The organism is Spirillospora sp. CA-108201 (genome assembly GCF_050936235.1).
GTDB lineage: Bacteria > Actinomycetota > Actinomycetes > Streptosporangiales > Streptosporangiaceae > Spirillospora.
Window position 1 is genome coordinate 496,374 of the sequence record NZ_JBNJNE010000001.1, and the last position, 23,348, is coordinate 519,721.

Consider the following 23,348-nt stretch of genomic DNA (forward strand, 5'->3'; position numbering starts at 1 on the left):
CCACGCCCTAGAGTTGCTGCCGGACCTTGCGCCCGGGGCCACGATGGTCGCCCTGGTCAACGACGGCGGGGAGAAGTACCTGGACACCGTCTTCAACGACGATTGGCTGCGCACCCGCGGGCTGCTGGATCCCGTGGCCGAAGCTCGGATCGACGAAATGCTCACCAAACTCCGCGGAAACCGATGACCTCAGTGCTGCCCTCCTCACCGACCCCCGAGCGGGCCCCGGCCGCCTTGCTGCGCGACGGCCGCGCTCTGGCCGCCCTGGCCGTCCCCCTGATCCTGACCCAGCTCGCTCAGGTGGCGCTCACCACCACCGACACCGTGATGTTGGGCCTTCTTGGCACCGAGGAGCTTGCCGCAGGCGGCCTGGCCATCGTCATCTTCAACCAGATCCGCACCATGGGCGCCGGCCTGATCACCGCCGTCGGCAACCAGATCGCCGCGGCCTCGGCCCGAGCCGAGGCCGGTCCGCCGGCCTCCGGCACGACCCACCATGCCGGGGGCTCAGCAGCCGACGCGGCGGCCGAGGTGCGCGCGATCTCCCGTGCGAGCATGGTCGTGGCGACTCTGGCCGGCGTCGCCGGGGCCGGCCTCATGATCGCCATCGGCCGGACGCTGACCTGGCTCGGCCAGGACGCCGCGATCGCCGGGCGGACCCAGCAGATGCTGCTGGCACTCGCCCCCGGACTGCTTCCCTGCCTATGGTTCCAGGCCGTCCGGCAGTTCACCGTCGGGCTGCGCCGCCCGCAGGCCCTGCTCCAGATCACCATCGTCTCGGTCGCCGTCAACGCTGCCCTCAACTGGTGCCTCATCAACGGCGCCGGGGGACTGCCCAGGCTCGGACTGAGCGGCATCGGCGCCGCCACCTCCACCGTCTACCTTCTGTCGTTCCTGGCGCTGTACACCGCCGCCCGCCGCGACGGCGAACTGGCGCCGCTGCTGTCGGTCAACATCGCCAAGGCCGATGCGGCGGTCGTCAGACGCATTCTCGTGCTGGGCGTCCCGATCGCCGCGACCTACGGGTCGGAGGCGGGGTTCTTCTCCGTCACCGCGCTGATGGCCGGTTCCTTCGGTGCCGCCGCGCTCGCCGCGCACACCGCCGTCAACCAACTCGTCTACATCGTCTTCCAGGTCGCCATAGGTCTGTCCCACGCGGCCTCCATCAACGTCAGCCGCGAACTGGCCCTGAACCGGATCGACCGGGCCCGTCGGCTCAGGAGCACCGCACTGGTCTGCGCCGGGTCCGTGATGACCGTCGTGGCCGCCTTCTACCTGACAGTGCCGCACATGGTCCTGACGCCCTTCCTGGACGCCGGCACGCCCGAGTCCGACCGTGCGCTGACGATCGCCACCCATCTCCTCCTCGTCGCCGCCGTCCTCCAGTTCGTCGATTGCGCGCAGAACATCGGCGTCGGCCTGCTGCGCGGCCTGAACGATACCGCCGGCGGCTTCCGGATCACCCTGATCGGCTACTGGGCCGTCGGCCTGCCCACCGCCGTGCTCCTGGCCAACGTCCTCGATCTGGAGACCACGGGGATCTGGCTCGGCCTGCTCACCGGGCTTGCCGCCACCGCCGTGCTCCTGTTGACCCGCTACACGCGATCCCTCAACGCCCGCGCCGCCGTCGAGCCGGGCCACTCAGGGGTGGCGACTGACCCGGCCTGATGGACGCCGGGAGCCGGCGGCTCCTACGATCGGCGTAGTAACCGAACGGAGGAGCGGTGAGCGCGGACGAGGCAGAGCGCCGGCCTGCGGGGATGCTGGAAGACGCGGTGCTGGCCGTCCTGTGGGCCCGGCGGCGGCCCATGACCCCCGCCGACGTCCGGGCCCTTCTCGACGGCTCACCGGCCTACACGACCGTGATGACCACGCTGGCTCGCCTGGTGCGCAAGGACCTCGCCACCCGCGAGCGCGCAGGGCGCGGGTACGTGTACTCCGCTCGCGTCGACGAGGCCGGCCACACCGCCGCCGCCATGCACGAACTGCTGGGTCGGCGCAGGGACCGCGCCGCCGTGCTCGCCCGGTTCGTGGCCGAGCTCTCCCCCGGGGACGAGGCGCTGCTGCAGCGCCTGCTCCGCGACACCGGCTCCGGCGCCGAGATCTCCTGACCGCCCCCGGGGTCACCTGACCGCCCTCGCACGTCACAGCGAGGGCGGGCCCCGCCGTCCAGACGCTCGGGGGAACGATCGCCGCACCCGCGCTTACGTTCCTCTAACCGACCGGCTTCTACTATCGCGATAGTAGATCGTTGGCCATGGAAGAGGGCGGTGGAACCGTTTGCGCTCGGAAACCGATCTGACGGTGGTCGTGATCGCCCATAACGACGCGCGGCGGCTCCCGCGCGCGGTCCGCTCGGTGCTGGCCCAGTCGCTCGCACGGGTGGAGGTCGTCATCGTCGACGACGGCAGCACCGATTCCACGCCGCAGGTCGCGGCGTCCATGGCGGCGGCCGCCCCCGATCGGGTGCGCGCCTTCCCGCTCAAAGAGAACTCCGGCGGATGCGGTGCCCCCCGCAACTTCGGGCTTCAGGTCGCGCGCGGCCGCTACGTGATGTTCCTCGACAGCGACGACACCCTCCCGCCGCACGCCTGCGGCATTCTGACGGCGGCCGCCGAGGAGAGCGGCGCCGACCTGGTCGCCGGGCGGTGCGTGCGGGTCCTTCCGGATCGTGAGAAGGACTGGTGCCCGTGGCTGTACCAGGAGCCAGGAGTGTTCAACGGTCTCCTGGAGAAGCCGGACCTGCTGCACGACACGCTGGCGACGAACAAGTGCTACCGGCGCGACTTCCTCGATCGTGCGAAGTTGCGGTTCGCGGAGCGCCTGCACTACGAGGACCTGCTGTTCAGCGCCCAGGCCTATCTCGGCGCGGATCGCATCGCGGTCGTCCCGGACAGGGTCTACAACTGGCGGGTGGAGCCGCGCAACGGGCGGCCGTCGATCAGCAACAGGCGCGCCGAGCCGCGGAACTTCGCCGACCGGCTGGAGGTCCACCGGCGGATCGACGCGGCGTTGCGCGGCCATGGCGCCGCCGAACTGGCGCGCCGCAAGGACACCAAGTTCATCGACCATGACCTGCTGCTCTACCTGCGCGAACTGCGCAGCCGCACTCCCGCCCACCGGAGGTCGTTCGCCGACCTGGCCCGGCCCTACCTCGCCGAGATGGACGGCGCGGTGTTCCTGGCCGCCGGCCGGATCCCCGCGATCGCGGCGCTGATGCTCCGGGAGGACGACGTCGAGGCCGCCATGGCCGCCGTCGACCTGGAGCCCAGGAGCGGCGTTCCGGTGCTGTCCGCCGAGCCGGCCGAGCGAGACGGTCGCGTCTACTGGTCAGAGGCCCATATCGGCACCGACCTGGGCCGTGCCGTGCTGGACGTCACCGACCTGGGCCTGCGGACACGGCCGCCCGAAGCGCTTCATCTGGGCGGCCGTGTGACCACGATGCGGCAGGAGGGCGACTACCTGCGCGTCGCGGGCACCGTGATGAACCCGCTCGGGCGAATCGGACCCGACGCGGAACTGAGCGCGACCCTGGAGTTCCGCGACCGCCGCCGCCCGGGCCGGGCGTTCGGAGTCGAGGCGGCCGTCTGGCGCCGGGGACGCGACGGCCAGATCGTCTGGGAGGCGGTGCTCGTGCCGTCCCGGTCGATCCGGCCCGTCGGGCTGGTCGACCAGACCTGGGCGCTGGGCCTGCGCTTGCGGGCCGGCGATACGGCGCACACGGTGCGCCTCACCTCGCAGGGGACCGCCCACTGCGGCCTGGCCGCCCCCGTCCGACCGCGGCTGACCCGGGCCGCCGGCGACCACCTGGAACCCTTCATCGCGGCGAACGGCGAGCTCGCGCTGCGCATCGTGGCCCGGCGATGGCCGGCGCGCACGATCCTGTCCGGGCTGCGCCTCGCGGCGGGAACGGTGCCGGTGCGCGCGATCCGCGACCGGCGGGCGAGGCGTCGGCGCTCCAGGGCCGGGGACGACGGGCGGACGTCGTCGAGCGGCCCTGCTCGACCCTCGAACGGGGCCGTCGGCGGTCCAGGGGAAACGCGGACGACCTACGGAACATCTACAAGAATGTAGATTTTGTTGGCGAGGGAACAGGCGCCGAGTCGGACCGGGAGACGGAGGAGTCGATGATCGAAGCCGTGGGGGCCCTTCCGGCGGCCGTGAACCCGCTGGACGCCGGATCGCTGCTGGCGGCCTTCGGGACGGTCGGGATCGCCGTGGTGCTGTTCGCCGAGACGGGCCTGCTCGTCGGGTTCTTTCTGCCAGGCGACTCGCTGCTGTTCACCGCGGGGCTGTTGTGCACGGCCGGGACTCAGGGCGACTCCCGGCTGTCGCTGCCCTGGGTGCTGTGCGCCGCCGCGGCCGGGGCGATCCTCGGGGCGCACTGCGGATTCGTTCTCGGACGCCGTGGAGGGCGCGTGCTGCTCGCGCGGTCACGGAACCGGCATCTGCTGAACGGCATCGCGCGAGCTGAGGAACTGCTGGGGCGTTACGGGTATGCCAAGGCCATCGTGCTGGCACGGTTCGTTCCCGTCGTGCGGACCGTCCTCAATCCTCTCGCCGGCGCCCTGGACGTGCCCGCACGGGTGTTCACCCTGTGGCAGGTCACCGGCGGACTGGTGTGGAGCGTCGGGTTGGTGCTGGCGGGCTACCTGCTCGGTTCCTCGATCCCCAACATCGACACCTATCTCCTGCCCGCGGTCGCGGTCGTCGTGGTGCTCTCGCTGCTTCCGGTCGGCATCGAGGTGCTGAGGGCCCGGCGGCGGGCGACGCGGGCCCGCCGGGTCACCCATGCGAGCGGCGGCCGGCGGGGCGAGGACCCGATGCCGTGACACACTGGTCGGTGGGGACACTGGTCGGCGGGGACACTGCAGGACTCGGCGAGGAGGCGCCATGGCCGGCGGAAGGCGCGAGGCGGGCGCGCTGGAGTCAGCGATCATGAACGTGCTGCAGGGCGCCGGTGACGCGCTGACCGCCGCCGAGGTGCGGCGGCGGCTGGACGGGGGACTCGCCTATTCGACCGTGGTGACGATCCTGTCTCGCATGCGCGACAAGGGCCTGCTCGTGCGCACCAAGGCCGGCCGCGCGTTCCGGTACGCGCCGGTGAGCGATGAGCCGGGGCTCGCGGCGCACCGCATGCACCAGGTCATGGACGGGCGCCCCGACCGGGAGACGGTGCTGGTCCGATTCGTCGAGGCCCTGTCCGGCGAGGACGAGCGGCGCGTGCGCGAACTGCTCGAGGGCCGTGAGACATGATGGACGTGGACGGTTTGCTGCCCCTGGTCGTCCCGGCCGTCTTGGGGGGTGCCGCGCGCCCGCTTTCGGGGTGGCTGCCGCCCCGCACGGCCACCTGGCTGCTGACCGTGACCGGTGCGGTCCTGGCCCTGGCCAGCACGGCCACGCTGGCCGTCATCGCGCTCGGCGGGGCGCTGCGGCTGCCGCCGATCGCCAGGTTCGGTCACTTGTCAGAGCACGTCCTGCGGCACGGCGCCCAGACGAGTGCCTCTGCGGCGGCTCTCGCCGCCGCAGTGCTCGTCACGTCGCTGGGCATGGCTCTGCACGCCGCCGTGACGCAGGCCCGGGCGTTGCTGGACGCCTCACGGGCCGCGCGGGGGCTCCCTGGTGAGAGCGTGCTCGCCATCGTCGAGGACGAGGCCGCCGATGCGTTCGCGCTGGCCGGGCGTCCGGGCCGCATCGTGGTTTCCACCGGCATGCTGGCGGCCCTGGATCCCGCCGAGCGGAAGGTCCTGTTCGCTCACGAGCACGCTCACCTGGCCGGGCGTCACCACCTGTTCAGGCTGGCCGCGCACGTCACCGCCGCGGCCAACCCGCTGCTGTGGCCGCTGCGCGGCTCCGTGGTCTACGCGACCGAGCGGTGGGCGGACGAATCCGCGGCCGCGGGCGCCGATCGGGAGCGGACCGCGCGGGCGATCGGGAAGGCGGCCCTGGCCCGCAGCCGCCGCCCCGGGTTGGGCGGTGGGTCCGCGCTCGGCATCGGCTCCGTCCTCGACAGGGGGCGGCGCCCGGGGCCCCTGCCCCGGAGGGTCGCCGCGCTCCTCGCGCCTCCGGTGCCTCGCCGGGGCGTGCTCGTCGCCGTCACAGTGGCCCTGGTCGCCTGGTCGGTCCTGGCGGCGAACGACGGGGCGATCGACCTGCACCAGCTCATCGAACACGCGCAGGCGGGTTAGGGCGGACCCGCACGTCGAGGCGGAGCCCGGTCCGACGTCCGCGACCCGGCCGTGGAGTCGCCTCAGCGGCCAGGCGGTCGGAGGAGGGAGCGCAGCAGCCGTTCGTCGTCGTCGTCGAGGTCGGAGACGAAACGCGCCAGGACGCCTGGACGGTCGGTGCCGCTCTCGTCCAGTTCCTTGAGCATCCGCCGGGCCGTCAGCGCGGCCGGATCTTCCATGGCGGGGCTGTAGGCGTAGGTGCGCCCGGAACGCGAACGACGCAGGACGCCCTTGGCGTGCAGCCGGGACAGGATGGTGGTGACGGTCGTCCGGGCCAGTCCTCCGCCCACGGCGGCCCGGACGTCGCGCGCGGTCATCGGCTCGGCCGCGGCCCAGAGGACATCGAGGACCGCGGCTTCGAGTCCGCCCGCGGGGCGGCGCACTTGGGAGGTCACGAACCGAGTCTGCCACACAGACGTCTACAGTCCTGTAGACGTCTACAGTGTTGTAGACGAAGACTTCGTGAACACGATCGGACACCTCGATGAGCCCTGTCATGTCCCTGCTCGGGCCCGACTCGCCCGATGCGGGCCTGTACACCGAGATCACCAGGCTGGCCCGGAACAGCCCGGACATCCTGGACGACGTGATCGCTGTCTACTCGGCGGCCGGGCTGGCGCTGTTCGCGGTCGCCATGGCGGCGGCCTGGTGGCTGGCCCGCCGCGCCGACTGCGGCACCATGGCGCGGGCGCTGGCGGCCCCCCTGGTGGTGGTCGCGGCCTACGGAGTGAACACCATGGTCAAAGGGGTCGTCCACGAGACCCGGCCTTGCCGCGCCATCCCGGGCAGCTTCGCGCTGGAGAGTTGCCCGCCGGCGAGTGACTGGTCGTTTCCGAGCAATCACGCCGTCATCGCTTTCGCGGCGGCCACCGCGCTGTGGGCGGTCAATCGGTGGCTCGGTGCGGCGGGGATGGCGGCGGCCGTCGTGATGGCGGCTTCGCGGGTGTGGGTGGGAGTTCACTATCCGCACGACGTCGCCGCCGGTGCGGTCGTGGGCCTCGTGCTCGCCGCGCCGCTCACGGTCGCCGCCGCGAGGACCTCTCCGCTCGTGGAACGCGCCCGCGCGGGCCGGTTGCGCTCCTTGTTGTCGGCGCGTCCCGCCACCGGATGAGCAACACCGGACGGGCCCTCGGCGGGAAGGCGCCCACCGTCGGAAACGTGGCCGCCCAGCTGCTCATCGTCGAGGACGACCCGGTCATCGGGACCGAACTGGCCGAGGCGCTCACCGGCCACGGATACGGCGTCGTCCTCGCGTCCAGCGCCCAGGAGGGCCTTGACGCCGCGGGAGCGCGCCCGCCGGATCTGATCCTGCTCGATCTCGGGTTGCCGGATATGGACGGCCCCGCCCTGTGCAGGCGGCTCCGCGGCTCTGTGCCAGGCGCCATCATCGTGGTGCTGACGGCCCGCACCTCGGAACTCGACGTGATCGTCGCTCTCGACGCGGGTGCCGACGACTACCTGACCAAGCCCTTCCGGCTCACCGAGCTGCTGGCCCGGCTGCGCGCTCACCTGCGCCGCCAGCGGGTCCTTCCGGACGACACGGCCGTCCAGGTGGGCCGCCTGCGGCTGGACCTGGCGGCCCGGCGGGCCTTCCTCGGCGGGGCCGAACTGGACCTGCGCCCCAAGGAGTTCGATCTGCTCGCCGTCCTGGCGTCCCGGGCCGGCACGGTGGTGAGCCGCGAGCAGCTCATGGACGAGGTCTGGGACATCAACTGGTTCGGTTCCACCAAGACGCTGGACGTGCATGTCTCGGCCCTACGGCGCAAGCTCGGCGTCCTCGGCGAGAATCCCGGCCCCATCACCACCATTCGCGGACGTGGCTACCGCTACGAGCCCGACGCCTGAGCCGGCGGGCCGACGGGCTCGGTGGTGCCGGGCAGCAGCAGAGTGAATACCGGCGGGCGTGCGCTGCGCAGCACCAGGCGGCCTCCCTCGGCCTCGGCGAGGGAGCGGGCCAGGGCGAGCCCGATCCCGTGACCGGCACGGGGGGCCTCGGTGCCGCCCGGGTGGGCGCGACGGCGAGCGAAGACATCGGGAGCGTCGTCGGCGATCCCCGGCCCCTCGTCGGTCACCTCCACGGCCAGTCCGCCGCCGGCGTCGGCGACCAGAACGGTGACCTTGCCGCTGCCGTGCTCCAGGGCGTTGCCGAGCAGGACGTCCATGATCTGCGCCACCGCCGCGGGCGACGCACGGACGGCGGGCAGCGGGTCCTGACGCTCGATGTCCAGCGGGCGTCCTCGCGACGCCAGCGGGCCGTGCCAGCGAAAACGGAGCTCCTCCAGCAGCGCCGGCACGTCCAGCCGACGGCGTTCGGGCCCGCTGTCACGGGCCAGGTCGAGCAGTTCGTCGATGATGCCCTGGAGATGGCGGCCCCGCTCGACGGCCGTGGCGACGGCGGCGGACAGGTCCGCGCCGGGCCGTTCCAGCGCGGACTCCAGCCCGAGGAGCAGACCGGTGAGCGGTGTCCGCAACTGATGGGACACGTCTGCGCTGAAGGCGCGTTCGCGTTCCAGGACCGCGCCGAGCCGCTGGGCGGTCGTCATGAGGGCCCGGCCGGCCGCGTCGGCCTCCCGCAGGCCCGAAGGCGTGGTCTGGACGCTGAAGTCGCCGCCGCCGAGTCGGCGGGCCGCGTCGGTCAGGCGTTCCAGCGGCGTGGCCAGCCGCCGGGCGAGGTAGCGGGCCAGCAGCGCGGCGCAGCCGATGATCAGTACGGCGAGCCCGGCCATCGCCAGCAGGGTCCGCTCGACCCGGTCGGTGGTCAGCACGTAGGGAGCGCTGACCCGGACGATCGCCGAGACGCCCTCGTCGGAGGGGACCGGGGCCGAGACCGCCATCTGGCCGGACTCGACCCTGTCGTGGACGCGCCCGTCGCCCCCCTGGGCGGCCAGCAGGGAACGGGCAGGCCCGGCCCCGGTCAACCGGGAGCCGTCGAGCCCGTAGAGGCCCACCGTGAGATGCGGTGAGAGCCCTGCGGGCCGCCGCAACGCCTGGGGATCGCGGGCGACGTCGTCGGGGACCGCGGCCGCGATCCGGGTGGCGTCGCGTTCCAACCCGGTGACCGTCTCGTCCCGGTAGAGCCGCTGGACGGCCGCTGCCAGCGGCAGTGCGAACAGCACGATCGCCAGGGCCGTCACCCCGACGATCGCGATCAGGACCTGCCGGCGCAATGGCCGGCCCTGTGCGCCGTCAACGGAATCGTCCACGAGCGCCAGCCTGCCACCAGCAAGGTAAGCAGAGCCCTAAACCGGTCGTCCCGCGCTCGGGCGGGCAAGCGGTTTTGTGAGGCCTGCCTTGTTCCGCGTTAACCCTGGTTAGCCGGCCGCTCACCCGCCCGTTCCTAGCGTGTTGGCACATGTCCCGGTCAGGGGCGGATCGGCGCTGAGGGTGAGGAGCAAGGGATGCGAGTGAGGAGAATGCTGGCGGTCGGCGCCCTGGTGGCCGCCGCATCCGCGGCGGCCGGCGGCTGCGCGAGCGGCACGTCGTCATCGAAGACGGCGCCGCCCGCGACGTCCGGGCGCACGCCCGCGACCGGCGGGTCCGCGGAACCCGCACCGGTGGAGACCGAGTCCAATCCGCCCGGCGACATCCCGGACAGCACCGCGTACGTGCCCTTCCGGCCGTCCGGCGCGGGGTACGAGGTCAAGGTGCCCGAGGGCTGGGCGCGGACCGGCCTGCCCACCGGCGCGGTCTTCACCGACAAGCTCAACTCGGTTCGGGTCGAGGTCGTGCCCGCGTCCACCGCCCCCACCGCGCAGAGCGCGCGCGCCGGCGAGGCCCCGAAGATCAAGGCGGCCAAGATGACCATCGTGAAGGCCGAGAGCCTTCGGCGCAACGGCGGCACCGCCGTTCGGCTGGTCTACCGCTTCGACAGCGCACCGGACCCGGTGACGGGAAAGGTCGTCCGCGACGAGGCCGAGCGGTACGAGTTCTTCAAGGCCGGCCATCAAGGCGGCCGGGAGGCCGTGCTCACCCTGTCCGGGCCGGTGGGCGCCGACAACGTCGACCCGTGGCGCACGGTGTCGGACTCGTTCCGGTGGCTGCCGTGACCGCGTCCGTGCCGCCGCTTGAGGCCGACGAGCTCTACCGGTTCTATCGGGCCGGGGAGGAGGAGACCAAGGCGCTGCGGGGCATCAGCCTGGCCGTCGGGGCGGGCGAGTTCGTCGCGGTGACAGGGCCGTCCGGGTCGGGCAAATCCACTCTGCTGGCCTGCCTCGGGGGGTTGGACGAACCCGACGGCGGCACGGTGCGCGTCGCGGGTGTCCGCATCAGCCACCGCCCGCAGGCCGAGCGCACGGCGCTGCGCGCACGTCTGATCGGAATGCTGTTCCAGTCGGGGAACCTGCTGGAGCATCTGAGCGTCCGCGCCAATATCGACCTGGTCCAGCGGCTGGCCGGACGCGCCGACCCCGCCTGGCGGAACGCACTGCTGGCCGGGCTGGGGCTGACGGGCAGGGACCAGGCGCGCCCGGCTCAGCTGTCGGGCGGGGAATCGGCTCGCGCGGGCCTGGCGGTGGCGCTGGCCAACCGGCCCGCGGTGCTGCTGGCCGACGAGCCCACCGGCGAGTTGGACCGGCGGACCGAGCGGCGAGTCCTCGACCTGCTGCGCGACCGAGCCGGGCGGGGCACCGCCGTGGTCGTGGCCTCCCACAGCCCGGCCGTCGCCGCGGCCGCGGACCGCACGATCGCGCTCGCGAGTGGACGTCCGGCATGAGCGGCGCGGATCCTGACAGGTGCCTCGTCCGCCTCGACGCGGTGGCCCGGACCTACGGGCGCGGGCCCGGCGCGGTCGTGGCCGTGCACGGGGTGACCTGCGGGCTCGACCGGAGCGATCGTGTCGCGATCACCGGCGCGTCCGGGTCCGGCAAGTCCACGCTGCTGCACCTGATCAGTGGTCTGGACGATCCCACCGCCGGGCGGATCGAGTGGCCGGGTCTCGGTGGCCGGCCGTTCGGGCGGCCAGGCGTCGTCGGCATGGTCTTCCAGGGCCCGAGCCTGGTCGCCTCGCTGGACGCGCTGGCCAACGTCGCGCTGCCACTGGTCCTGGCGGGCGTCGCGGAGGGAGAGGCACGCAACCGTGCGGGGCGGGCATTGGCCGCGGTCGGCCTGCCCGACCTGTCGACGCGGCTGCCCGAGGAGCTGTCCGGTGGGCAGGCCCAGCGGGTCGCCGTCGCACGCGTGCTCGCCACCGGGCCGGCGCTGATCGTCGCCGACGAGCCGACGGCGCAACTCGGCTCCGCGCATGCGAGCCAGGTGATCGACCTGCTGATGAAGGCGGCCGGCGACCTGGGCGCCGGGCTGGTCGTGGCGACCCACGACCCGCACATGGCCGAACGGCTGCCGCGCCGCTGGCGGATGGTCGACGGCGCGCTCATGGAAGGAGAGCCATGCTCGTCCTGATGTGGCTGCGCGGGACGCTCGCCCGCCGCGCCGCACGACTGGCCATGACCGCCACGGGCATCGCCGTCGCGGTGGCGATGCTGGCCTCGCTCGGCACCTTCCTGGCGTCGGCGAAGTCCACGATGACGCGGCGCTCGGCCGACCGGGTCGCAGTGGACTGGCAGGTCGAACTGCAGCAGGGAGCGACGGTGCCCGACCTGAAGACTCTGGACCCGCGCGTCACCACCGCCCTGCCGGTCGGGTTCGGCGCGACCACGGGACTGCGGTCACGTGCCCAGGGCGGCCAAGTCCTGGCGACCGGCCCCGGCCAGGTCCTCGGACTGCCGGCCGGATACTCCGCCGCCTTCCCCGGAGAGCTGCGCGCGCTGACCGGACGCCTGGACGGGGTGCTGCTGGCCCAGCAGACCGCCGCGAACCTGCACGCGGTCCCCGGTTCCACCGTCACGATCCAGCGGGCAGGGCTCCCGGACGCCACGGTCAAGGTCGACGGAGTCGCCGAGCTTCCCCAGGCCGACTCCCTCTTCCAGAAGGTCGGCGCGCCCGTGGGCGCGCAGCCGCAGGCTCCTCCCGACAACGTGGTGCTGCTGCCCGCCGCCACCTGGCACCGGCTGTTCGGCGACGCCGCCCGCGCCCAGGCCCACACCCAGGTTCACCTGCGGCTGCGGCACGACCTGCCCCCCGACCCTGCGGCCGCCTACGTCCAGGACACCGGCGCCGCCCGCAATCTCGAGCAGCGGCTGGCCGGTACCGGGCTGGTCGGCGACAACCTCGGCGCCGCGCTCGGCGCCGCCCGCGAGGACGCGGCCTACGCGCAGATGCTCTTCCTGTTCCTCGGCGTGCCCGGCGCAGTGCTGGCGGCGCTGCTCACCGCTCTGGTCGCCGCTTCCGGTGCCCCGCGGCGGCGGGCCGAACAAGCGCTGCTGAGGACGAGAGGAGCGTCCCGCCGCGCCCTGTTCGCCCTCGCGCTCGCCGAGGCGGGCGTCGTGGGCGTGACCGGTGCCGCCTTGGGCCTGGCGCTGGCCGCGCTCACCGGACGCCTGGCCTTCGGCGCCACCGGGTTCGGCACCTCGACCGGCACGACCGTGCTCTGGGGCGCGACCGCCGCCGCGGCCGGGCTGCTCATCGCCGCGCTGACCGTCTTGCTGCCCGCCGCCCGCGACGCCCGAACGGTCGGGATCGTCACCGCCCGCCGGGCGGTCGGCCCTGACCGACGCGATCCGGCCTGGCTGCGGTACGGGCTCGACCTGTGGCTGCTGGCGGCCTCCGGACTCGTCTTCTGGATAACCGGCCGCAACAATTACTCCATCGTGCTCGTGCCGGAGGGTTTGCCCACCATCTCCGTCAGCTACTGGGCGTTCGCTGGCCCGGCGCTACTGTGGCTCGGCGGGGGCCTGCTGGCGTGGCGAGCCGTCCACATGCTGCTCGCCCCGCGCAGGCGGACCGTACCCGGGCTCGACGAGGACCATCGCGGCATGGGCCGTTCCGGCGGGGACGCAGGGAGATGCGGGGGAGACCGTGAGCCGCTGCGGCGGCGTCTGGTCACCCGTCTGATACGTCCGGTCGCCGGGCCGCTGTCGGGCACTGTCACCGCCACCCTGGGCGGGCAGCGCACCCTGCTCGCCCGCACCGTCGCGCTGGCCGCGCTGGCCGTGGTCTTCGCCGCGTCGACGGCCGTGTTCGACGCCACCTACCGGCAGCAGGCCGCCGTCGACGCCGAGCTCACCAACGGCGCCGAGGTGACCGTCACCGAATCGCCCGGCGCCTACGTGCCGCCGGGGCAGGAGAAGGCGATCGCCGCGGCGCCGGGGGTCTCCGCGGTCGAGCCGCTCCAGCACCGCTTCGCCTACGTCGGCTCGGACCTGCAGGACCTGTACGGCGTGCGGACCTCGACCATCGCCCGCACCACCCGCCTGCAGGACGCCTACTTCGGCGGCGGGACCGCCCGCGACCTGATCGGCCGGCTGGCCCAGCGCCCTGACGCCGTGCTGGTCAGCCAGGAGACCGTGCACGACTTCCAGTTGCATCCGGGCGACCTTCTGCGGCTGCGGCTCCAGGACGGCCGGGCCAAGCAGTACCGCACGGTGGCGTTCCACTACGCGGGCGTCGTCAAGGAGTTCCCGACCGCGCCGCGCGACAGCTTCCTGGTCGCCAACGCCGACTACATCGCGCGGCAGACCGGAACCGACACCGTGGGCGCCTTCCTCGTCGGCACCCGCAGGGGGGCATCGCCCCCGGCCGTGGCGGCCGCACTCCGGTCCCGTCTCGGCCCGCAGGCGCAGATCACCGACCTGCACACCACCCGCAAGATCATCGGTTCCAGCCTGACCGCCGTCGACCTGGGCGGCCTCACCCGTATCGAGCTCGGGTACGCCCTGGCCCTGGTCACCTTCGCCACCGGCATGCTGCTGGCGCTCGGCTTCACCGAACGCCGCCGCACCTTCGCCCTCGTTCGCGCCCTGGGCGCCCGGCCCCGCCAGCTCGGCGCCTTCGTCTGGGCCGAGGTCGCGCTGGTCCTGGCCGGCGCAGCGGCCTTCGGCGCACTGGTCGGCTGGGCCCTGACCCGCATGCTCGTCAAGGTCCTGACCGGCGTCTTCGACCCGCCGCCCGACCACCTCGCCGTCCCCTGGACGTACCTGGCCGCGGTCGCCGCAGCCGCCGTCGCCGTCATGGCCGCCGCGGCCCTGGTCACCCTGCGCGCCGCCCGCCGACCGCCGCTCACCATCTTGCGCGACCTGTGACGGTGCGCGCCGGAGACGAGACCACAGGAGGGAAGGACCCGCATGGCGGACGCCGCACACTCGGGCGACCTGGAATCGGGGAGCCCGGTGCTCACCCTGCCCTCGATCCTGCGGGCTCTGCTGGGCCTGGCGACAGCCGCCGCGGTCGTCGCGATCGGCTTCGCGCACTGGTCCATGGTCGACGCCGGCGGGGCGAGGCTCGCCGCCTCCGACGCGTGAAGACCGCGGCGGCCTTGATCGCCGCCGGGGCCGCTCCGGTCACGGCGGTGCTGCACCGGTCATCCCGGCACCGGCGCGGCACGCCTGGCGTGATCCTCTACGCGGTGCTGCGGAGCCTCGACGCCCACACGGCCGTGGGAATGGTGCTGTTGATCTACGTCGTGGTCTCTTCGGCAACCGCGCCGCCGCCCGCGCCCGGCGCCATCGTGAGCCTGATCGCCAGCGGCGACCGCGAACAGTGCGACGGCCAGCACGCGCCGGGTCTGCCCGGCGAGCGTCTCGGGCCAGTCGCTGGGGTGCAGCCACAGCCGTGCCGCCCCGGCGGCGGCGTCCGGCCAGCAACGGATGCCGGCCTCGGAGACCTCGATGCTGATCTCGGTGCCCCACCGCGGCCGGACGGCGGGCGGGTACAGGCCGCTGATCAGTGTGGCGGCCCTCATGCCGGCGCGATCCCCAGCGCGCGCAGCCCGGCCTGGGAGACCCGGGCCATCTGCTCCAGTTCGGCCTGCAGCGACTCCCGGCCAGGATCGGTGATCCGCATCGTGCGGTGCCGCTGCCGGGCTTCGGCGTCCTGGCCGGCGGGTTCGATCAGGCCACGCGCCTCCAGCCGGGACAACGCGCCGTAGAGGCTGCCGGGTCCGAGTCTGCGGCCGGTGAGTTCTTCGATCGCGGTGTTGATGGCGTACCCGTGCAGCGGGCGACCCGCCAGGACGGTGAGCACGAGCATCTGGGCGTCGTTGCTGTGCATGGGTCTCCTTGCCTCCCCGCCATCGTAGTACGAAGCGCGATGCTACTTGCCACGTACTACGAGCTGCGTACTATGAACGGTGTGGAACATGCCGATGAGAAGAGACCGACCGAGAAGAGACCGATGTCGTCGACCGCCGCCGCGCTGAGCCTTGGCGCGGCGGCCGGTTCACGGTGCCGATGCGGGCGCTGGTCATCGTGTTGCGGCTGCCCGCCTGGCGGATGACCGGCGGCCCGGACCGCAGGCATCAGACGGAGCGCGCGGCGGCCGCGGTGATCGTGCTGGTCGGGATCACCCTGGTGTTCGCGTGGGCGGCGGTCGTCGGCGGGGCGCGCCGCTCCTCTTGGGACGGCCGGACGGTCGCGCCGCGCGATGACGGTGTTCGTCGCGCTCAGCGTGCCGGCCGCGGCAGGGACCACCGGGGCGCAGGCCGTCGGGGGAGGGGTGGACGAGCCCGCTGCTCATCACCTGGATGCTGCTCGTCGAGACGACCTCCTACTTCGCGTTCTCACGTTCGGAGCCGGGCTGATCAACGCTCTGATCTCCGCTGGGGCTCAGCTGTCGCGGCTCCCCGCCGGCCCCTTGCACAGGCCGGCTGACAGGTCCGGCGACCCGGCTGGAAAGCCGCCCGGATCGCCCGGGCATGCAGGTGACGCACGCACCCTGGAGGGGCACACGATGGAACGCAACACCGCGGGCACGACGGCGATGATCCGCGCCGATGACCTGTCCAAGAGCTATGGACGCGCACAGGCCGTCAGCGGGCTCGGATTCGCCGTGGACTCTGGTCAGATCTGCGCGCTGCTCGGCCCGAACGGCGTCGGCAAGACCTCCACCATGCGGATGCTGCTCGGCCTGTCGGCCCCCGACACCGGCAGTGCGCGGATCCTGGGCCGGCCGGTCGGCCCGGGAGCCGAGGTGCTCGGCCGCGTCGGCGTCGTCATCGACGGTCCCGCTTTCGTGCCCCACATGACCGGCACCCGCAATCTGAAGCTCCTGTGGTCGGCGACGCGGCGTGCGTGGCCGCCACCAGCGTTGGACGACGCACTCGACCTCGCCGGGCTCGGCGCCGCGATCGACCGGAAGGTCAAGGGCTACTCCACCGGCATGAAACAGCGGCTGATGCTGGCCCAGGCCCTGATGTGCGCGCCGGAGGTGCTGATCCTGGACGAGCCCGCCAGCGGCCTGGACCCCGCCGAGGTCCGGACCCTCCGCGAGCACCTCGGCGCACTGGCCAGGCGCGGAGCGGCAGTACTGGTCTCCAGCCACCAACTGGCCGAAGTACAGCAACTCGCGACGCACATCGTCGTGATGAACCTCGGCCGGCTGGTCACCGCCGGCCCGCTCGCCGACCTGCTCGGCGACACCGACGCCTACCGCGTCCAGGTGGACGACACCCAGGGAGCCGCCAAGGTGCTGCGCAGGATGCCTGGCGTCACCGCGGTCACCGCTCACGACACCGACTTCGTCGTCGCGGCACCGGGCGTGCCGTCCCGCGACCTCGTCCAGGCTGGTCACGGCGGGCATCGGTGTCACAGCGGTCCATCAGGTGAGTCGATCCCTCGAAGAGGTCTTCCTGACCATGACCGAAGGAGATGCCAAGCATGCTGCGCGTTGAACTGAGCACCCAGTTGCTCCGGATCCGGACGCTCATGGCACTGGCCTGCCTGGCCGCCGTTCCCGCCCTGGCCGCGCTGGCCACCGCCTCCCACGCCGGGCATCGCAACGGCGACCAGGGTGGCCTGTTCGGTGCGTCCACGTACTCCGCGCTCAACCACACCATGGCGAGCCTTCAGTTCATCGCTCCGCTGCTCCTGCCGATCGTGGTGGCGCTGCTGGCCTGCGCCATCGCCTCCGCCGACCGGGACTGGGGAACGCTGCGCTACCTCTACGTGGCCCCGGTCACCCGATCGCGCCTGCTGGCCGGCGAACTCGGCGCGGTCGCGGTCAGCACCCTGACCGCCACCGGATGCGTCCTGGGGGGGCGGGCTCCTCAGCGGTCTCGCGCTGTTCGGATGGCACCCCTTCCACATCATCGGCGCGGCCGACCTGACCGGCGGTGCCGCGGCCGCCCGCGTCCTGACCGCCGCCGGCTACACGCTGCTGTGCATGCTCAGCATCGCCGCGATCTCCTTCGTCCTCGGGGCTGCTGCTGCCCCGGGGCGCCGAAGCGCTCGGCGCCGCCGTCGCCTTCGTGGTCGCGGCCAGCATCCTCAACGGCCAGTCCAGCCTGCACGCTTTCGCGGTGATCCTTCCCGTGCACTACTGGCAGAACTGGGCCGACCTGTTCACCCCCGCCGGAACCGCCCGCCTCGGCACCGGTAGCGCGGTCCAGACCGCCTCGATCGCCCTGGCCGCCGGCATCGCCGTCTTGGTGCTCTGGCGGCGCGACCCCGCCGCATGACACCGTCGGCCCGCTGGGCGGCCGACGAACGACTGCACCGCCCCCGCGGCGATCGGGGACGCCCCGCCGAGCATCATCCCGACGGACGCGCCGGGCAGTGTGACCAGCCCGACGGCGCGCGTCTGGACGATCGATGCGTCGACGATCCGCATAACCGGCTTCATCCGTACCGGCAAGAGTGCACGGACGGTAGGTGAGCCGTGACTCGACCACCCTGTACGTCACCAACCGGCCGAAGGCTCCATCTTCCTGATCTCGTTCAAGGCAGGGCGCGTCGCGCGGCGCCGGCGGCTGCCCGGCAGAGGCTCGCCCGACCATGGGCGGGATGCCGGCCGACGGGCAGGTGCTGTGGCGTTTGGTCGCCGCATCCGGGTCGGCGACGCGGCCATCACCCGCGCAGAAGCGTGACCCTCGCCGTGTTCCGGGGTTCTGTGTGGTCATGGGCCGGCGATCCGGCGGAGGGCGTCGGTGTATCGGCGGACCGCCTGCGCCGGGAGCCGCCCGGCGGGGAGTTCGACCACGAACGCGCTATCGCGGACGACGGTGTTCTCCCAGCCGGTGACGCTCCCTGGGAAGTTGGTGAGCCTGCGCAGCGGGAGCCCGACGTCGCGGGCGAAGCGCCGCTCGATGTCCTTGGGTCCTTCGGAGTCGTCGACGACGGCCATCTGCTGGTGGAACCAGATGCCGATGGTCGGGCGGATCCGCCGGACGAGGTCGGCGGCGTACCGTGACTCCGGCTCCGAGAGTGGCCGGGGGCCGGAGTAGTGGACCGAGCCGCGCGAGTCGATCGGTCGCCACCCGGCTGGGAAGTTGCGGTTGAGGTCGACGCCGTGCGCGTTTCCCCGCGTCCGGGCCGCCATCCCGTCCGGGTTGAACGTTGGGACCACCCACAAGTTCGTGTTCGCCGGCCCGGTTCCGGCGGCCAGGGCATTCGCCACCGGCACGCCGGCCTGCTCGTCTCCGTGCACGCAGCCGACGACCAGCACTCGCCGAGCCGCGCGCGGGTTCCCCAGCTCGACCGCGACGATCGGGCGTCCCTGGACGGACCTGCCCAGTGGCACCGTCCGGCGGACCCCGTGCGTCGCCGCCGGCCGACCGGCTTTTCCGGGCCTGCCGCACGCTGCCGAGAAGATCAGAAAGCCGAGAAGGACGAGTCCAACGCCGCGCAAGATCGTCGGCCGCCGACCCGGCATGATGTGTCCCCCAGACATGTGCCTCGACTGATCTGGGGGGACGTCGCACCCCAGATACCCAAGTCACGAATAGTGACACATTGAACACATGTAGTAGTATTGGGTGGCATTGCGCTGCGTCAACGGCGTCTCGTGCCCGTGGGCAGGATGGGTGACGGGAGACTCGTTCGGTCGCGCCGAACCCTGCGCAGGAGCCGACAGTGTCCTTTGGCCAACGCCGAACTCGGCCAGGTGCGGGTCGCCTTCGCCGCCATGGCCGTGGTCATGGTCTTCGGCGCCGCACAGATACCGGCACGGATGTCAGCTTCCGGCCGTGCGGCGGACGTACAGGGTGAGCCGGATGCTCCCGAACCACCTTGAGCCGGTCGCCCGGAAACCCTTGTCGTTCTTGAGGATCGCGAGATCGCGCGGAGACGCGGTGCTGCGGTACCGGTGGTCGTGTGGGGGTATCTGGATGAGCCAGACCCGGGACTCGGCTGCAAGAGCCGACCGGAAAGCGCCAGGCTGCAGGTTCGTCTCTCGGTCTTGCAGGGCCGTCGCGTTCAACCGGGCGAAGGCGCCGGCGTAGGCGGTCGCGAAGGCCTGCCGATCCGCGGGCAGGTACAGGACCGCGTCCCCCGGGCGCGAGTGGTGCCGCAGGGTCGCCGCCAGGGAGCGAAGGTCGTCCGGACGGCTCCGCGGCCCGCGCTCAGCGAGCTGGGCGGGGAGCGTCGCCAACGCCAGGACCGCCAGGGCGGTGACCGCGGCCGCCACAGCGAACCAGGGCCGGCCGACGGGCAGCAGCCCGACCGCGGTGTCCAACGCCACCCCGCCCAACAGCGCCAAGGCGCAGACGGAGTAGAGGATGTATCGGGGGTGGTAGACGGGGTGGACCTGCGACACGCTCCACGCCAGGACGAACGGTACGCACATCCACGGGACGATCAGTGCGGCGGCGTTGCCGTGGTCGCGAACGAGCAGTCGCGCCGTCCCCACCACGACGGCCGCCACCAGCACGAGCAGCAGGACGCGTCCGTCGCCGGTGACCCGCAGGCCGAGGCTGTAGAGCGCCCTGGATCCGGGGCGTTGTAGCCAGGACACCTGGGCGGCCTCTTGACCGCGTGCGACCACTGCGAGCGGTGACACCAGGAGGACCGCAGCCAGGGCGGCCAACCCCCAGCTCGCGCGGTGGCGGCGCCGCCGCCGGGGATGCCTCCACAGGCCGGCGGTCACGGCGTGGGCGGGCATGAGGAACAGCGCGTAAAGATGAAGCCAGCCCACCAGGCTCAATGTCGCCGCGTACGCGGCGTACCACCTGATCTGCGGCCGCGAATCCTGCAACGCCCGGAGCAGGAAGTACGCGGCCAGGACGGCGCCCGCGCTGACCATCGCGTACTGGCGGGCCTCCTGACCGTACCGGCTGGTGATCGGCAGCAGGCCGTACAGCAGGCCGCCGTAGAGGCCCGCCTTGGGCGAGTACAGCCGCCTGCCGATGGCGGCGATCCCCATGGCTGCCACGCCGGAGGCCACCGCCGAGGGCGTACGGGTGATCACCTCGCTCGTTCCCAGCCTGGTCACCAGGTGCATCAGCAGGTAGTACAGGCCGTGGACCGCGTCGATGCGGGAGATGAAGCTCGCCAGCGCGCCGAGCCTGCCGTGCCCGACGACCACGCTGACCGACTCGTCCCGCCAGTACGAGGGCACGCCGATCCGCCACATGCACATGCCGAGCGTGACCACCCCGGGAACCACCAGGTACGGCCACGCCGCGGCACGGTGCCCCGCAGTGCCAGGCGGAGCGGTGGTCGTGCTCTGAGTGCCGGTCGGCGCCATGCCTCACCCCCGTCGACCGAGTCGGGTATGTCAGGATGGTCTTCACCATTTGTCATGCCTCTAACCGAATGGTCGGCGCCAAGGCCCCCAGGGGGCGCCGTTCAGGGCGTGCGCACTCGCGGATGTGCCGGGGGCAGCGGTCGGCCGGGCCGTCGGCGGCGGTTGGACTGGGACTTCGTTCATTCGAGGCACGGCGGCGTCACATGGCCCGTCGTGGTGGTCATGGTGCCGACGCTCGCAGTTGTTACCTGAAAGACCTGAGCACCTCGTCCAGCCGCTCGCCGATGGTTCCGTCAGATGATGCGGCGCCGCAGCAGTACGCCCAGAACGCAGGCGGTCGGCAGGAGGGGCAGCCATGCCGTGATCAGCCGGTAGCCGAGCACGGACGCCAAAGCGGCGGTGGACGGAACACCCGCCGTGACCAGTGCCGCGACCAGCGCCACGTCGAGGCTGCCGATGGCGCCCGGCGCCGGCAGCAGCGCGCAGATCGCGGACACCACCAGGTAGACGAGCAGTACCGTTCCCAGAGGGACGGGGTTGCCGAGGCTCTGGAGCACGGCGTAAAGGATCACCGCGTGCAGCAGCGGCGCCGACACAGAACCGCCCCACAGCGCCGCCGCACGCCCGGGATGACGCAGCACCGCACGCAGTTCCCGCAGGTCATTGGCCAGATGTGAAGCCGCCATGGAGGGGTGGGCACGCGCGCGGCGTCGCGTGAGCCGCACAGCGACCCACGTGAGCGCCCCCACGATGGCGAGTGCGCCTGCTGCGGCGATCGCTGTGGTCACGGTCCCCGAGGAGCTGAAGGCCGGCCAGTGCACCCGTGGAGCCAGCGACGCCACCGCCGACGGTGCGGCCACCACGACGCACGCGAGCAAGAGCAGGTGGGTCAGCAGACCCGCGAGGGAATTGAGCCCGACCGCACCTGCGGCCGCGCCGCGCGTCATGCCCAGGCGACGCATGAACCGCATGTTGACCGCCATCCCACCCACTCCCGCCGGAACGACGTGGTTGGCGAAGCTCGCCCCCAGTTGCACCACGAACAACCGGCCCAAGGGCGGCAGCAGCGGCATGGAACCCAGTTGCGCGACCGCGCCGACGATCCACATCAGGAGGGTCGCCGAGGCGGCGATGATCAGCCATTCACCGTCTGCGGCGGCGAGACTGTCGCCGCCGGCGTCGACGGCGGCCCGGTGCGCGAATCCGATGACCAGAACCGCTACGGCGGTCGCCAGCCCGAACAGCAGGCGCGCCGTCCAGGAACCGGCCAAGGCCGGACGCCGCAAGCCCGCGCCCAGGCGAGCCGGGCCGTCTCTCATACCGGCACCTCCCCGTCTTCCCTATAACGAGCGTGACTCCGCTGTTGTGCCGCTGGTGGTGGGCGGGGACCGAGGCCTCGGAATCCATCACGGCCGGCGGCCATAGCACTTCTACAAGTTTGCAGGTCTTGGCCAAGCGGCACTCGCACGGACGGACCAGGCACCGAACGCGGCGGGGCCAACCAGGTAAAGGCGCCTGGGTAAGGCTTCGAGAGGGCGATGACGCCGTAGATGACGTTTGACGACTCAGGCGAGGTGATGCGCCTCCGGCCGGAGAGATCAGGGCAGCAGGGTTGCGAGGGGGGCGACGGCCCCTCCGTACTGCGGCTTCGGTCCGTGCCGCAGCTTGATCAGATCGGTTCACATCGTTCTCACATGCGGGGGTTCTAGTTTGGAGGTGTGAGAGTGCTGGTCGTCGAAGATGAGATCCGTACAGCCGCGCTGCTGCAGCGCGGGCTGTCCGAGGAGGGCTACGCCGTCGATGTCGCCGCCAACGGACCCGACGCGGTGTGGCAGGCGGTCGAGAACTCCTATGACGCGATCGTGCTGGACGTCATGCTTCCTGGTCTGGACGGGTTCGAGGTGTGCCGACGACTGAGGGTGCAGGACTGCTGGGCGCCGGTGCTGATGCTGACCGCCCGGGACGCGGTCAGCGACCGAGTTCACGGGCTGGACGCGGGCGCCGACGACTACCTGACCAAGCCGTTCAGCTTCGCCGAACTTCTGGCGCGGCTGCGGGCATTGGTCCGCCGAGGCGCCAAGGAGAGGCCCACCCTGCTGGCCGTCGGGGAACTGCGGCTGGATCCCTCCAGCCGCAGGGTATGGCGGGGGGAGGCTGAGAGGCAGTTGTCGCCCAAGGAGTTCGCGCTGCTGGAGTTGTTCATGCGGCATCCCGGCGACGTGCTGACTCGCACCACGATCCTGGAGCACGTCTGGGACTACGCCTACGACGGATCCTCCAACGTCGTCGACCAGTACGTCGCCTACCTGCGCCGCAAGATCGATGATCCGGGGACCGAGTCGGTCCTGGAAACGGTGCGCGGAGCGGGCTACCGGCTGCGGACTCCCGCTTTCGCGGAAGGGAGATGACCGGTCGTGCCGCTGCGGTGGCGGCTGGCCCTGCTGTTCACGCTGGGCGCCGCGATCCTGATCGGCGGGGTCGGCCTGCTGTTCCGGCAGCAGTTGACGGCCGGGATGAACTCCACGGTCGACGACGCCCTGCAGGCCCGCGCTGATGCTCAGGTGGCGCGTCTGGCCACCGCCAGGCTCTCTCCGTCTCCACCGGCGTCGG

At 72.3% G+C, this 23,348-nt stretch carries 24 protein-coding genes and 1 pseudogene; 17 read left to right on the forward strand and 8 right to left on the reverse strand.

Annotated features, from left to right (window positions below; translation table 11 throughout):
* Window positions 1-43 precede the first annotated feature (43 nt).
* The 7 genes from ACQEU6_RS02410 (at window position 44) to ACQEU6_RS02440 (ending at window position 6,188) form a co-directional block, all read left to right on the forward strand.
* Window positions 44-187 (forward strand): hypothetical protein, encoded by a 144-nt coding sequence (locus ACQEU6_RS02410; protein WP_499328923.1) that lies wholly within the window; start codon window positions 44-46, stop codon window positions 185-187.
* The gene (locus tag ACQEU6_RS02415) at window positions 184-1,668 is read left to right on the forward strand and encodes an MATE family efflux transporter (RefSeq protein WP_499328924.1); all 1,485 of its coding nucleotides are present in this window, start codon (window positions 184-186) and stop codon (window positions 1,666-1,668) included. Before ACQEU6_RS02410 ends, ACQEU6_RS02415 begins: the two co-directional genes overlap by 4 nt.
* A gap of 56 nt (window positions 1,669-1,724) precedes the next feature.
* Window positions 1,725-2,111, forward strand: coding sequence for a BlaI/MecI/CopY family transcriptional regulator (locus ACQEU6_RS02420; protein ID WP_499328925.1), 387 nt, complete (start codon window positions 1,725-1,727; stop codon window positions 2,109-2,111).
* Between the two features lie 199 nt (window positions 2,112-2,310).
* The gene (locus tag ACQEU6_RS02425; RefSeq protein WP_499328926.1) at window positions 2,311-4,074 is read left to right on the forward strand and encodes a glycosyltransferase family 2 protein; all 1,764 of its coding nucleotides are present in this window, start codon (window positions 2,311-2,313) and stop codon (window positions 4,072-4,074) included.
* A 53-nt stretch (window positions 4,075-4,127) separates the two neighbouring features.
* Window positions 4,128-4,832: a DedA family protein gene (locus ACQEU6_RS02430; protein ID WP_499328927.1), complete on the forward strand. Its 705-nt coding sequence runs from the start codon at window positions 4,128-4,130 to the stop codon at window positions 4,830-4,832.
* Window positions 4,833-4,893: 61 nt separating this feature from the next.
* Complete coding sequence (locus ACQEU6_RS02435; RefSeq protein WP_499328928.1) at window positions 4,894-5,256, forward strand: BlaI/MecI/CopY family transcriptional regulator; 363 nt, start codon at window positions 4,894-4,896, stop codon at window positions 5,254-5,256.
* 5 nt (window positions 5,257-5,261) lie between these two features.
* Window positions 5,262-6,188: a M56 family metallopeptidase gene (locus ACQEU6_RS02440; protein WP_499328929.1), complete on the forward strand. Its 927-nt coding sequence runs from the start codon at window positions 5,262-5,264 to the stop codon at window positions 6,186-6,188.
* Window positions 6,189-6,250: 62 nt separating this feature from the next.
* On the opposite strand, the gene ACQEU6_RS02445 is transcribed toward ACQEU6_RS02440, so the two are convergent.
* Entirely contained in the window at window positions 6,251-6,622 is a 372-nt protein-coding gene (locus tag ACQEU6_RS02445; protein WP_499328930.1) for a BlaI/MecI/CopY family transcriptional regulator, read from the reverse strand.
* A gap of 89 nt (window positions 6,623-6,711) precedes the next feature.
* Here ACQEU6_RS02445 and ACQEU6_RS02450 point away from each other — a divergent pair, with 89 nt between their 5' ends.
* Both ACQEU6_RS02450 and ACQEU6_RS02455 read left to right on the forward strand, forming a co-directional pair.
* On the forward strand, window positions 6,712-7,338 hold the full coding sequence (locus ACQEU6_RS02450) for a phosphatase PAP2 family protein (protein WP_499328931.1): 627 nt from the start codon (window positions 6,712-6,714) through the stop codon (window positions 7,336-7,338).
* Window positions 7,335-8,072 (forward strand): response regulator transcription factor, encoded by a 738-nt coding sequence (locus tag ACQEU6_RS02455; RefSeq protein WP_499328932.1) that lies wholly within the window; start codon window positions 7,335-7,337, stop codon window positions 8,070-8,072. The genes ACQEU6_RS02450 and ACQEU6_RS02455 overlap by 4 nt, the downstream gene beginning before the upstream one ends.
* Here ACQEU6_RS02455 and ACQEU6_RS02460 read toward each other — a convergent pair.
* The gene (locus ACQEU6_RS02460; RefSeq protein ID WP_499328933.1) at window positions 8,054-9,430 is read right to left on the reverse strand and encodes a sensor histidine kinase; all 1,377 of its coding nucleotides are present in this window, start codon (window positions 9,428-9,430) and stop codon (window positions 8,054-8,056) included. The genes ACQEU6_RS02455 and ACQEU6_RS02460 overlap by 19 nt on opposite strands.
* 195 nt (window positions 9,431-9,625) lie before the next feature.
* On the opposite strand from ACQEU6_RS02460, the gene ACQEU6_RS02465 reads away from it, so the two are divergent.
* The 5 genes from ACQEU6_RS02465 to ACQEU6_RS02485 are packed head-to-tail and all read left to right on the forward strand — an operon-like array spanning window position 9,626 to window position 14,581.
* Window positions 9,626-10,273: a hypothetical protein gene (locus ACQEU6_RS02465; RefSeq protein WP_499328934.1), complete on the forward strand. Its 648-nt coding sequence runs from the start codon at window positions 9,626-9,628 to the stop codon at window positions 10,271-10,273.
* Complete coding sequence (locus ACQEU6_RS02470) at window positions 10,270-10,938, forward strand: ABC transporter ATP-binding protein (RefSeq protein ID WP_499328935.1); 669 nt, start codon at window positions 10,270-10,272, stop codon at window positions 10,936-10,938. The genes ACQEU6_RS02465 and ACQEU6_RS02470 overlap by 4 nt, the downstream gene beginning before the upstream one ends.
* Window positions 10,935-11,624, forward strand: a complete 690-nt coding sequence (locus ACQEU6_RS02475) for an ABC transporter ATP-binding protein (protein ID WP_499328936.1) — start codon at window positions 10,935-10,937, stop codon at window positions 11,622-11,624. The genes ACQEU6_RS02470 and ACQEU6_RS02475 overlap by 4 nt, the downstream gene beginning before the upstream one ends.
* Window positions 11,612-14,362 carry an ABC transporter permease gene (locus ACQEU6_RS02480; protein WP_499328937.1) on the forward strand — a complete coding sequence of 917 codons (2,751 nt, stop codon included), beginning with the start codon at window positions 11,612-11,614 and terminating at the stop codon, window positions 14,360-14,362. Before ACQEU6_RS02475 ends, ACQEU6_RS02480 begins: the two co-directional genes overlap by 13 nt.
* Before the next feature lie 42 nt (window positions 14,363-14,404).
* Window positions 14,405-14,581: a hypothetical protein gene (locus ACQEU6_RS02485; RefSeq protein ID WP_499328938.1), complete on the forward strand. Its 177-nt coding sequence runs from the start codon at window positions 14,405-14,407 to the stop codon at window positions 14,579-14,581.
* Between the two features lie 59 nt (window positions 14,582-14,640).
* On the opposite strand, the gene ACQEU6_RS02490 is transcribed toward ACQEU6_RS02485, so the two are convergent.
* Window positions 14,641-15,021: a hypothetical protein gene (locus ACQEU6_RS02490; protein ID WP_499328939.1), complete on the reverse strand. Its 381-nt coding sequence runs from the start codon at window positions 15,019-15,021 to the stop codon at window positions 14,641-14,643.
* Complete coding sequence (locus ACQEU6_RS02495) at window positions 15,018-15,329, reverse strand: PadR family transcriptional regulator (RefSeq protein ID WP_499328940.1); 312 nt, start codon at window positions 15,327-15,329, stop codon at window positions 15,018-15,020. The genes ACQEU6_RS02490 and ACQEU6_RS02495 overlap by 4 nt, the downstream gene beginning before the upstream one ends.
* A 678-nt stretch (window positions 15,330-16,007) precedes the next feature.
* Between ACQEU6_RS02495 and ACQEU6_RS02500 the strand changes: the two genes are divergently transcribed.
* Together ACQEU6_RS02500 and ACQEU6_RS02505 are read left to right on the forward strand one after the other, a co-directional pair.
* Window positions 16,008-16,952: an ABC transporter ATP-binding protein gene (locus ACQEU6_RS02500; RefSeq protein ID WP_499328941.1), complete on the forward strand. Its 945-nt coding sequence runs from the start codon at window positions 16,008-16,010 to the stop codon at window positions 16,950-16,952.
* 571 nt (window positions 16,953-17,523) lie between these two features.
* Window positions 17,524-17,733, forward strand: coding sequence for a hypothetical protein (locus ACQEU6_RS02505; RefSeq protein ID WP_499340577.1), 210 nt, complete (start codon window positions 17,524-17,526; stop codon window positions 17,731-17,733).
* A 35-nt stretch (window positions 17,734-17,768) separates the two neighbouring features.
* Here ACQEU6_RS02505 and ACQEU6_RS02510 read toward each other — a convergent pair.
* From ACQEU6_RS02510 to ACQEU6_RS02525, 4 genes and pseudogenes are all read right to left on the reverse strand, one after another.
* Window positions 17,769-17,897: pseudogene (locus ACQEU6_RS02510) on the reverse strand (ABC transporter permease); the annotation flags it as partial.
* A 273-nt stretch (window positions 17,898-18,170) separates the two neighbouring features.
* The gene (locus ACQEU6_RS02515; RefSeq protein WP_499328942.1) at window positions 18,171-18,794 is read right to left on the reverse strand and encodes a DUF2817 domain-containing protein; all 624 of its coding nucleotides are present in this window, start codon (window positions 18,792-18,794) and stop codon (window positions 18,171-18,173) included.
* A 432-nt stretch (window positions 18,795-19,226) separates the two neighbouring features.
* The gene (locus tag ACQEU6_RS02520; RefSeq protein ID WP_499328943.1) at window positions 19,227-20,645 is read right to left on the reverse strand and encodes a glycosyltransferase family 39 protein; all 1,419 of its coding nucleotides are present in this window, start codon (window positions 20,643-20,645) and stop codon (window positions 19,227-19,229) included.
* A gap of 386 nt (window positions 20,646-21,031) precedes the next feature.
* Entirely contained in the window at window positions 21,032-22,057 is a 1,026-nt protein-coding gene (locus ACQEU6_RS02525; RefSeq protein ID WP_499328944.1) for a lysylphosphatidylglycerol synthase transmembrane domain-containing protein, read from the reverse strand.
* A gap of 399 nt (window positions 22,058-22,456) precedes the next feature.
* On the opposite strand from ACQEU6_RS02525, the gene ACQEU6_RS02530 reads away from it, so the two are divergent.
* On the forward strand, window positions 22,457-23,146 hold the full coding sequence (locus tag ACQEU6_RS02530) for a response regulator transcription factor (protein WP_499328945.1): 690 nt from the start codon (window positions 22,457-22,459) through the stop codon (window positions 23,144-23,146).
* Window positions 23,147-23,348 lie beyond the last annotated feature (202 nt).